The organism is Arenimonas sp. (assembly GCF_019459675.1).
Taxonomy (GTDB): domain Bacteria; phylum Pseudomonadota; class Gammaproteobacteria; order Xanthomonadales; family Xanthomonadaceae; genus Arenimonas.
In genome coordinates, this window is record NZ_JAIBFH010000073.1 from 1 (window position 1) to 9969 (window position 9969).

The 9969-nt window shown below is 68.8% G+C and carries 7 protein-coding genes and 1 riboswitch; of the genes, 4 read left to right on the top strand and 3 right to left on the bottom strand.

Translation table 11 applies throughout. The annotated features are described in order from the left end of the window. A partial coding sequence (locus K0M70_RS02795; protein WP_290778983.1) for a phosphomethylpyrimidine synthase ThiC occupies nucleotides 1-1053 on the bottom strand: 1053 nt, incomplete at its 3' end. Nucleotides 1054-1117: 64 nt separating this feature from the next. Beyond that, nucleotides 1118-1216: riboswitch (TPP riboswitch) on the bottom strand. Between the two features lie 160 nt (nucleotides 1217-1376). On the opposite strand from K0M70_RS02795, the gene K0M70_RS02800 reads away from it, so the two are divergent. Further along, nucleotides 1377-2768 (top strand): hypothetical protein, encoded by a 1392-nt coding sequence (locus K0M70_RS02800; protein ID WP_290778985.1) that lies wholly within the window; start codon nucleotides 1377-1379, stop codon nucleotides 2766-2768. A gap of 34 nt (nucleotides 2769-2802) precedes the next feature. Here K0M70_RS02800 and K0M70_RS02805 read toward each other — a convergent pair whose 3' ends face one another. Together K0M70_RS02805 and K0M70_RS02810 are read right to left on the bottom strand one after the other, a co-directional pair. Then, on the bottom strand, nucleotides 2803-5865 hold the full coding sequence (locus K0M70_RS02805) for an efflux RND transporter permease subunit (protein ID WP_290778988.1): 3063 nt from the start codon (nucleotides 5863-5865) through the stop codon (nucleotides 2803-2805). A 10-nt stretch (nucleotides 5866-5875) separates the two neighbouring features. Next, a complete protein-coding gene (locus K0M70_RS02810; RefSeq protein WP_290778990.1) occupies nucleotides 5876-7003 on the bottom strand; it encodes an efflux RND transporter periplasmic adaptor subunit in 1128 nt (375 codons plus the stop codon). A 74-nt stretch (nucleotides 7004-7077) separates the two neighbouring features. On the opposite strand from K0M70_RS02810, the gene K0M70_RS02815 reads away from it, so the two are divergent. The 3 genes from K0M70_RS02815 to K0M70_RS02825 all read left to right on the top strand — a co-directional run. Next, a complete protein-coding gene (locus tag K0M70_RS02815) occupies nucleotides 7078-7740 on the top strand; it encodes a TetR/AcrR family transcriptional regulator (protein ID WP_290778993.1) in 663 nt (220 codons plus the stop codon). Between the two features lie 213 nt (nucleotides 7741-7953). Beyond that, entirely contained in the window at nucleotides 7954-8607 is a 654-nt protein-coding gene (locus tag K0M70_RS02820) for a protein-L-isoaspartate O-methyltransferase (RefSeq protein WP_290778996.1), read from the top strand. A gap of 22 nt (nucleotides 8608-8629) precedes the next feature. Continuing rightward, the coding region (locus K0M70_RS02825; protein WP_290778999.1) for a TolC family outer membrane protein at nucleotides 8630-9969 on the top strand (1340 nt) is incomplete at its 3' end.

Here is a 9969-nt window from a genome sequence, read left to right on the forward strand (position 1 = left end):
CATGATCGAGCCGCCGCGCGAGACGATGCCGGTCATGCGGTTGGCGGTCATCGGCACGTAGCGCAGCAGCACGCCGGCGTGGATGGTGAAGTAGTCGACGCCCTGCTCGGCCTGCTCGATCAGCGTGTCGCGGAACATTTCCCAGGTGAGTTCTTCGGCCTTGCCGTCGACCTTTTCCAGCGCCTGGTAGATCGGCACGGTGCCGATGGGCACGGGCGAATTGCGGATGATCCACTCGCGCGTTTCGTGGATGTTCTTGCCCGTGCTCAGGTCCATCACGGTGTCGCCGCCCCAGCGGATCGACCACACCAGCTTCTCCACTTCCTCGGCGATGCCCGACGACACGGCGCTGTTGCCGATGTTCGCGTTCACCTTGGTCAGGAAGTTGCGGCCGATGATCATCGGCTCGAGTTCGGGGTGGTTGATGTTGGGCGGGATGATGGCGCGGCCGCGCGCCACTTCGTCGCGCACGAACTCGGGCGTGATGAACTTCTGGATGTTGGCGCCGAAGGCCTCACCGGCGTGCTGCTTGAGCAGGTGCGCCTCGGTGATGGCCTCGATGCGCTGGTTCTCGCGGATGGCGATGTATTCCATTTCCGGCGTGATGATGCCGCGGCGGGCGTAATGCATCTGGGTGACGTTGGCACCGGCGTTGGCGCGACGCGGCGGGCTGAGGGCCGGGAAACGAACGCTGTCGAGCGACGCGTCGCCGGCGCGGCCGCGGCCGAACTCCGAGCTCAGGCCGGGCAGCGGCGAGCTGTCGCCGCGTTCGGCGATCCAGCGCTCGCGCAGCGGCTTGAGGCCGGCGCCGAGGTCGATGTTCGCATCGGGATCGCTGTAGGGGCCCGAGGTGTCGTAAACGACGAAGGGCGCGTTGGGCTCCATGATGCCGAACATGCGCGGCGTCTCGGACAGGTCGATCGCGCGCATCGGCACCTGGATGTCGGGGCGCGAGCCTTCGATATGGATCTTGCGCGAGCCCGGGATCGGGCGGGTGACCGACCCGGACAGTTCCTGGGTCTGGCGCAGCAGTTCAGTGGGCAGGGCGTTCATTGGTTCGTCCTCTGGGCGCCCGGTTGACGGGCAGGAACGAAGCAGCGGCGCCGGGCAACGGCAAAGCCGTCACCACGAAGCTTCCCTACGCCGGTATCAGCCGGATCAGGTTCGATGGGTCTGTCTCAGCCCGCATGACGCCTGGGCACCCCCGCTTCAGGCCGCCATTTGACCACGGCCCGGCCCGGGCCACCACCAAGCGGGCTTCACCGGGGTGAATGCCGGCCTTTTGCAGCGGCGGCGCCTTTTGTGAAACCCTGCGGACCGCATGCGGGCGACTGGCGTCGCCCTTCCGTCCCTGAACACCCAGAGGTTTGCCGTCCATGTCCGTTTCCCTGCTGATGTCCATGATGCTGGCCTCGGGTGCCTCCACCCAGAACGTGGACATCGGCCAGCCCAGCCCGGCGACGCTGGTTTATGCCAGCGAGATCATTGCCAGCCCGGCCGCACCGGCCACCCTGGCCAACGCCGGCGGCTTGCTCGATCTCGTCACGCCGCTGCGCTACAACTTTTCCGCCGGGGAAGTGCGCTATGCGCGCATCGACTGCAGCGGCGGGCTGCGCTTCGCGCCGGGCTCGGCGGTGTCCTTGCTCGGGGCCGGAAGCGCCAGCCTGGGCGCGATCAACGGCGTGGGAAGCAGCGTGATCTCCTTCTCCATCACGGCCAACGACGCCGCCGTGGTGGAAACCGACCGGCTGGTGGTCAGCGGCGACCGCCTGGCGGTGGGCAGCGCACCGGTCCGCTGCAGCTACGGGCTTTACGACGTGCCGTCGCAGGCCAATGCCGGCGGCACCGCCGGCCGCGTGGCAAGTGCCGAGGGCGACTACCTGCGATTCGCGCCGGCAACCCTGTTCTCCGCACAGGGCCGTACGTCGGTCGCCGACGTCACGGCCACGCCGCCTTACACCGAGTTCGTCCACAGCGCGCCGACCACCGCAACCACCGCGGCGCTGGGCCCGGTGCAGTACGCCCTGTCGCTGCCGGCCCCGCTCACGCCAGCCGGGACGCAGATCACCCTGGCCGACCTGCATGGCGCCGGGCCCAGCGGCACCCGGCTGGTGGTGGACGGCGACTTCGGCGCGGCGGCGAACGCCGACGGCGGCTTCACCGGCGCAGCGCTGTCACGCGTGTACCTCAGCACCACGGGCAACAGCTGCAGCTTCGGCACGCCGGCGTCGTCGCTTTCGGCAACCCAGGCCGCGTTCAACGTGGGGGCCACCGCCACCGGCGGCATACTCTGCCTGGCCCCGGCCGCGGGCGCCACCATCCCGGCCGCGCAGTACACGGCGCGGCTGCAGGCGGTGTCGGCCGCGCCGGCGGTCTACCGCGTCCAGGGCTTCGGCCCGGATCCGGTCGGCACCATCGTGCGCAACGGCCTGGAGCTGCAGGCGCCGCTGGTGCAGCTGCCGGACAACTACCTGAGCCGGCTGGTGCTGACCAATGCCGGGCCGCAGGGCCGCATCTTCACCGTGAGGGTGCTGGGCGAAACCGGCAACGTGGTTTCCACCGGCGAACTGCGCGGCACCGTGCCCGGAAGCGGCACCCTGGTGATCGAGCTCGGCGCGATCCTGACCGGATTCACCGTTTCGCCGCGCGCCACGTTGAGCGTGACGATGGCGGCGCCCGGAACAATGGTGCAGGGGCTTTACCAGATAGTTAATCCGGATGCCGGCTCGGTCAGCAACCATGTGATGGTGCGTCCGGGCAGCAACTGACTCGACCTGGCCCGAGCCAGCCGCCGGCAGGGCGTCAGCGCGCCGCGGGTCGCGGCACGCGGAACCACGCGGCGTACAGCGCCGGCAGGAACAGCAGCGTCAGCGCCGTGGCCACGATCAGGCCACCCATGATGGCCACGGCCATCGGCCCGAAGAACACGCAGCGCGACAGCGGGATCATCGCCAGCACCGCCGCCAGCGCGGTCAGTACGATAGGCCGGAAGCGGCGCACGGTGGCCTCGACCACCGCCTGTGCGGGCGCGTGGCCGGCGGCGATGTCCTGTTCGATCTGGTCCACCAGGATCACCGAATTGCGCATGATCATGCCGCTCAGCGCGATGGTGCCCAGCATGGCCACGAAGCCGAACGGCACCTGGAACACCAGCAGGAACAGCACCACGCCGATCAGCCCCAGCGGCGCCGTCATCAGCACCATGATGGTGCGCGGGAAGCTGCGCAGCTGCAGCATCAGCAGCGTCATCACCACCAGCAGGAACAGCGGCACACCGGCCGCCACCGAACGCGAGCCCTTGCCGGAGTCCTCGACCGTACCGCCGGTTTCCAGCAGGTAGCCGCTGGGCAGCGAGGCGCGAATTTCATCCAGCGTGGGCGCAATCTCGGCAGTGACGCTGGGCGGGGTTTTCTCGCCGTAGATGTCGGCACGCACGGTGATGGTCGGCAGCCGGTTGCGGTGCCAGATGATGCCGTCCTCGAAGCCATATTCCAGGGTGGCGACCTGTGACAGGGCCACGCTGCGGCCGTTGCCGGCCGGCACCGACAGGCTGCCCAGCAGGCTCAGCTGCTCGCGCTCCTGCGCCGGGCCGCGCAGCAGGATCTCGATCAGCTCGTTGCCGTCGCGGTAGGTGCTGACCGAGGTGCCCGACAGCGAACCGCGCAGGAACGCCGCCACTTCGGCCGAACTGATGCCCAGCACGCGCGCACGCTCCTGGTCGATCTGCAGCCGCACCACCTTGCTGGGCTCGTCCCAGTCGAGGTTGACGTTGGTCACCGCTTCGTTGGCCCGCACCTTCTCGGCCACCAGGTACGCCAGGCGCCGCACTTCATCGGTGTGCTCGCCCGAAATGCGGAACTGGATCGGGAAGCCGACCGGCGGGCCGTTCTCGAGCCGGGACACGCGCGCCTGCACGTCGCTGAACTTCTCGTCGAACAGGCCAATCAGGAATTCGCGCGCGGACTCACGAGATTCAATGTCCTTGGTCAGGATCACGAACTGCGCGAAGCTGGCCTGCGGGAACTTCTGGTCCAGCGGCAGGTAGAAACGCGGGGTGCCGGTGCCGATGTGGGCGACGAAGCTCTCGATGTCCTTGCGCGTGGCCAGCTCGGCCTCCAGGCGCTTGGCGACCGCTTCGGTGGCGTGCAGCGACGAGCCCTCGGCCAGCTCCAGGTCCACCATCAGTTCAAGGCGCGTGGAGGACGGGAAGAACTGCTGCGGCACGAACCGGAACATCACCACGGCCACCACGAACGCGGCCACGGTAACGACGATCACGGTCTTTCGGAAGCGCACGCACCAGGTCACCCAGCTGCGCACGCGCTGGTAGAACCGGGTGGCGTACGGGTCGTGCACCGGGCCGTCGCCATGCGGCTTGGCGTCGGGCAGCAGCTTGTAGCCCAGGTAGGGAATGAACACCACCGCCACGATCCACGACAGGATCAGCGCGATGGTCACCACCTGGAAGATGGACCGGGTGTACTCGCCGGTGCTCGAGGCCGCAGTGGCGATGGGCAGGAAGCCCGCCGCGGTTACCAGCGTGCCGGTAAGCATGGGGAACGCGGTGGACTGGTAGGCGAAGGCCGCTGCCTTCATGCGGCTGTAGCCCTGCTCCATTTTCACGGCCATCATCTCCACCGCGATGATGGCGTCGTCCACCATCAGGCCCAGCCCCAGCACCAGCGCACCCAACGAGATCTTGTGCAGGCCGATGCCAAAGTAGTACATCGCCGCGAAGGTCATCGCCAGCACCAGCGGGATCGACAGCGCCACCACCAGGCCGGTGCGGAAGCCCAGCGAGAAGAAGCTCACCAGCAGCACGATGATCACCGCCTCGGCCAGCACCTGCACGAACTCGGCCACGCCGGCGCGCACGGCGGCCGGCTGGTCGGAGACTTTCTTGAGCGTCATGCCCACCGGCAGGTTTTCCTGCAGGCGCGCGAACTCGGTGTCGAGCAGGCCGCCGAGCCGGATGATGTCGCCGCCGGCACGCATGGCCACGGCGATGCCGATGGCGTTTTCGCCCATGAAGCGCATGCGCGGCGCGGCCGGATCGGCGAAGCCGCGCCTGATTTCCGCTACGTCGCCCAGCCGGAAGCTGCGGTCGCCGACGCGGATCGGGAAATCGGCGATTTCCTGCACGCTGTCGAAGCGGCCCGAGACGCGCAGCTGCACGCGGTCGGTCGGGGTTTCGAAGAAGCTGGCGGGGGCGATGGCGTTCTGGCGGTCCATGGCCTGCTGCACTGCCGCCAGCGGCACGCCCAGCGTGGCCAGCTTGGTGTTGGAAAGCTCGATCCAGATCTTTTCGTCCTGCAGGCCCACCAGTTCGATCTTGCCGACGTCGGGCACGCGGTGCAGTTCAAGCTCGATGCGCTCGGCGTAGTCCTTCAGCGTTGCATAGTCGAAGCCGTCGCCCGACAGCGCATAGATGTTGCCGAACGTGTCGCCGAACTCATCGTTGAAGTAAGGCCCCACCACGCCTTCGGGCAGGCTCTGGCGGATGTCGCCGACTTTCTTGCGCACGTCATACCAAAGCGCCGGCAGGTCCTTGGACTTGAGCTTGTCGCTGGACATCAGCATCACCAGCGACTCGCCCGGCCGCGAGTACGAGCGCACGAACTCGTAGCGCCCGGTTTCCATCACTTCCTTCTCGATGCGGTCCGTGACCTGCTGGGCGACTTCCTGCGCCGTGGCGCCCGGCCAGTACGTGCGCACCACCATGATCTTGAAGGTGAACGGCGGATCCTCTGACTGGCCCAGCCGCTGGTAGCTGAAGTAGCCGATGACAGCGAGCACCACCATGGCGTAAAGCACCAGCGCGCGGTTGCGCAGCGCCCACTCGGAAAGATTGAACTGCGCGGCCATGGGCGTCGCCTCAGCCCGGGTCGGCGGGCGTGGCGACGGCCGCGGCCAGCGTCACCGGCCGGTTGTCGCGATCAATCGGCTTGATGCGCTGGCCCTCCAGCAGCAGGTGCACGCCGGCGGCCACTACCCATTCACCCGGCTGCAGGCCCGTCAGTACAGGCACTTCGGACTCGCCGTAGGCGCCCACGGTCACCGGGCGCAGGCTCACGGTGGACTTTTCCGGATCCACCACCCACAGCGCCGGCTTGCCGTCCTTTTCGGTCAGCGCCGGCAGCGGCACCGCCAGGCTGCGCTTGCCCTGCTGCAGGGCGAACACCCGTGCGCTCTGTCCGATCTCGGTGCGCACGTCGCCGGGGTCGAAGCTGACGCGCGCCGCGAACGTGCGCGCCTGCGAGTCGGCGGCCGGCGCGATCTCGCGCAGCCGCGCCGGGAGCCGCTTGCCCGGCTGGGACCACAGCTCCACCGCCATCTCACGGCCCGGGGTGAACAGCGCCGCGCTCTGCTCGGGCACGCTGATCGACACCTCGCGCTGGCCCTCTTCGGCCAGTACGAACACCGTCTGGCCGGCCGCCACCACCTGGCCGGCCTCGGCCAGGCGCTGGGAGATCACGCCGTCGGCCGGTGCCCGCAGTACGGCGTAATCGGCCTGGTTGCCCGACACGCGCGCCTCGGCCTGGGCCTGGCGCACGCGCGCCTCGGCCGCCTGCCTGGCCGAAACGCGGGTGTCGTACAGCGATTTGCTGACCAGCTGGCGGTCGAGCAGGCTCTGGTAGCGCTCGAGCTCGGAGGTCGCCAGGGCGAGGTCGGATTGCTGGGACGCCAGCTGGGCGCGGGCGGCTTCCAGCTGCAGGCCGACATCCGAGGCGTCCAGTTCGGCCAGGGCCTGGCCCTTTTTCACCTGCTCGCCCACGTCCACCAGGCGGCGCGAGATCTTGCCGCCGATGCGAAAGGCGAGCGCCGGCTCGAACTGCGCCCGCACCTCACCGGCATACACGCTCAGGTTGGCCTCGGCGACATCGGCCTGCACCACCAGCGCGGGCCGGGCCGGGCCTTCTTCGGGCGCCTGCTGGCTGCAGGCCACCAGGGCAAGCGCGGCAGCAATCAGGACGACGCGGTGGAACGGGGCGATGGCGCTCATGCGGGAGTCATCTATTTACTGGACTGGGGGGATATTATCTTTACCAAACCAGCAAGTTCAATAATAATATCGCGATGAGCCAAACCGCCCCCTCCCCTCCCGTTCCGGCGCGGGCCAACGCCCCCGGGCGGCCCAAGGACCTGGAAAAGCGCGCCGCCATCCTGGAGGCGGCCAAGGCGCTGTTCCCGGCCCGCGGTTACGACGGCGTCAGCATGGACGCCATCGCCCAGGCCGCCGGCGTGTCCAAGCTCACCGTGTACAGCCACTACCAGGACAAGGACACCCTGTTCGTCGAGGCGGTGAAGGCCAAATGCGAGGACCTGCTGCCTTCGGACCTGTTCGTTGCCCGGTTCGAGGGCCCGATCCGCGGCCAGCTCGAGCGCATCGCGCACGCCTTCTTCAGGCTGATCACCAGCAACGAGGCGATCTCGATCCACCGCGTCATGTCGCGCCAGCTGCCCGAAGATTCGCACCTGCCCATGCTGTTCTGGGAGGCCGGCCCGAAGCGCACCCAGGAGGCCCTGGCCTCGTTCCTGGAGGCCGAGGATGCCGCCGGGGAACTGCGCATTCCCGACTGTGCGCTGGCCGCGTCCCAGTTCTTCTGCCTGCTGAAGGGCGAATACCACGCGCGCCTGCTTTGCGGCTGTCCGGGGCGCTATACGCCCGCCGAAATCGACGCCCACGTGCTGGCCACGGTGGACCTTTTCCTGCGCGCCTACGGCCCGGGGCGACGGTGAACCGGCCGTCTTCGCCCACCGTGCACACCGTCCCGGTGACTAATGGCACTACGGCCACGGCAAGCCCGGAAAGCATCCTGTGGCATCGCCGGCGCGTTGGTCGAGGGTCGGCAAGCTGCCGGTCCGGCGGCCCCCGGGCCAGCGCCGCGCCTTCCGCGGGGTGCCGGCTGGAGCGTAAAATCAGCGGCCCCGCGTTCCCAGGACCCTTTCGTCATGCCCATTGATTTCCAGCAGGCCCGCTTTGCGATGGTCGAACAGCAGGTCCGCCCCTGGGACGTGCTCGACCCGCGCGTGCTCGAAACGCTGATGTCCGTGCACCGTGAGGACTTCGTGCCGCCGCGCCATCGCAAGCTGGCGTTCGCCGACCTGCCGCTGCCGCTGGAACACGGCGAAGTGATGATGAAGCCCGTGGTCGAGGGCCGAATGCTGCAGGCGATGTCGCTGGCCGCTGAGGACGAAGTGCTGGAAATCGGCACCGGCTCGGGCTTCGTCACCGCCTGCCTGGCGGCGCTGGCGCGCGAAGTGGTCAGCATCGATCGCCATACCGACTTCATCGAGCGCACGCGCGGCCGGCTGTTGGCCGAAGGCATCACCAACGTCCGCCTGGAATGCGTTGATGTGTTCGGCTGGCAGCCTGGCCGCCAGTTCGACGCCATCTGCGTCACCGGTGCGGTCGCGCTGGACCCCGAACAGTTCGGCGCCTGGCTCAAGCCGGGCGGCCGCCTGTTCGTCATCCACGGCCAGTCGCCGGTGCAGGAGGCGCTGCGCATCACCCGCCGCGGCGAAGGCTTCCATCGCGAAAGCCTGTTCGAAACCGACGTCCCCTACCTGCACGGCGCCGCACCTGCGCCGCATTTCGCCTTTTGACTCCAGACACCAGGACTACCCCATGCGCCTGAGCCTTCGCCCCGTTTCCCTCGCCATCCTGCTGGCCGGCACCGCCGGCCCCGCGGGTGCCGCCGCCCTGCTGGAAGCCTACGAGCTGGCGCGCCTGAGCGACCCCGTGCTTGCGGCGTCCGAGTCGCGCAGCCTGGCCACCGGCGAAGGCGTGGTGCAGAACCGCGCCCAGCTGCTGCCCCAGCTCGACGGCAGCGTCAGCTGGGGTCGCACCGAAACCGACAGCAGCGGCTCGCAGGCCTTCGGCACCGTGGTGCAGCCGGCCTCGGTGGCCAGCAGCGAGAACACCAACTCAGGCTGGTCGATCAACCTGCGCCAGAGCATCTACGACCACAGCACCTACACCCGCCTGAGCGCCGCCAAGGCCCGCTCGGCGCAGTCGCAGGCCGAGTACAAGGCCGCCTCCGACGCGCTGCTGGTGCGCGTGGCCGACGCCTACTTCAACGTGCTGACGGCGATCGAAACGCTGGCCTCCTCGCGCGCCGAAGAGCGCTCGGTGAAGCGCCAGCTCGACCAGGCCGAGAAGCGCCTGGAAGTCGGCCTGGCCCCGATCACCGACGTGCACGAAGCCCGCGCCCGCTTCGACACCGCCCGCGCCAACGCCATCGCCGCCGCCAACGCGCTGGACGATTCGCGTGAAGCGCTGGCCGAGATCACCGGCACGCCGGTCGAGAACATCCAGGGCCTGGCCGCGGACTACAAGCCCGCCGACCCGACCGCACTGATCGAACAGGACTGGGTCGCCGTGGCGATGGAGTCCAACCCCACCCTGCTGGCCCGCGAACTCGCGGTGACGGCGGCCGAGAAGGACGTGGCCACCGCCCGCGCTGGCCACCTGCCCTCGCTCGGCCTCACGGCCAGCTACAGCGACGGCGACGGCGACGGCAGCAACGACATCTTCTCGCCCATTGCCAGCAACAACAGCTTCGACAACACCAGCCAGTCCACCCGGGTGGGCGTGGTGCTGAACGTGCCGATCTTCGCCGGCGGTGCCACCCAGTCGGGCGTGCGCCAGGCCATTTACAACCGCGACGTGGTGGCCGATGCGCTTGAGCAGGAGCGCCGCTCCGTCATCCGCCAGACCCGCAATGCCCAGCGGTCGCTGGGCGCGGGTTCGGCCGAAGTGGAAGCGCGCCGCCTGTCGGTGGTGTCGGCCCAGGCCGCGTACGAGGCCAGCGAAGCCGGCCTGGAAGTGGGCACCCGCACCATCGTCGACGTGCTGATCACCCAGCAGGCGCTGTTCCAGGCCCAGCGCGAGTACGCCCGTTCGCGCCACGCATTCCTGGTCAACATGCTGCGCCTCAAGCAGGCCGGCGGCACCATCGCCCTGGC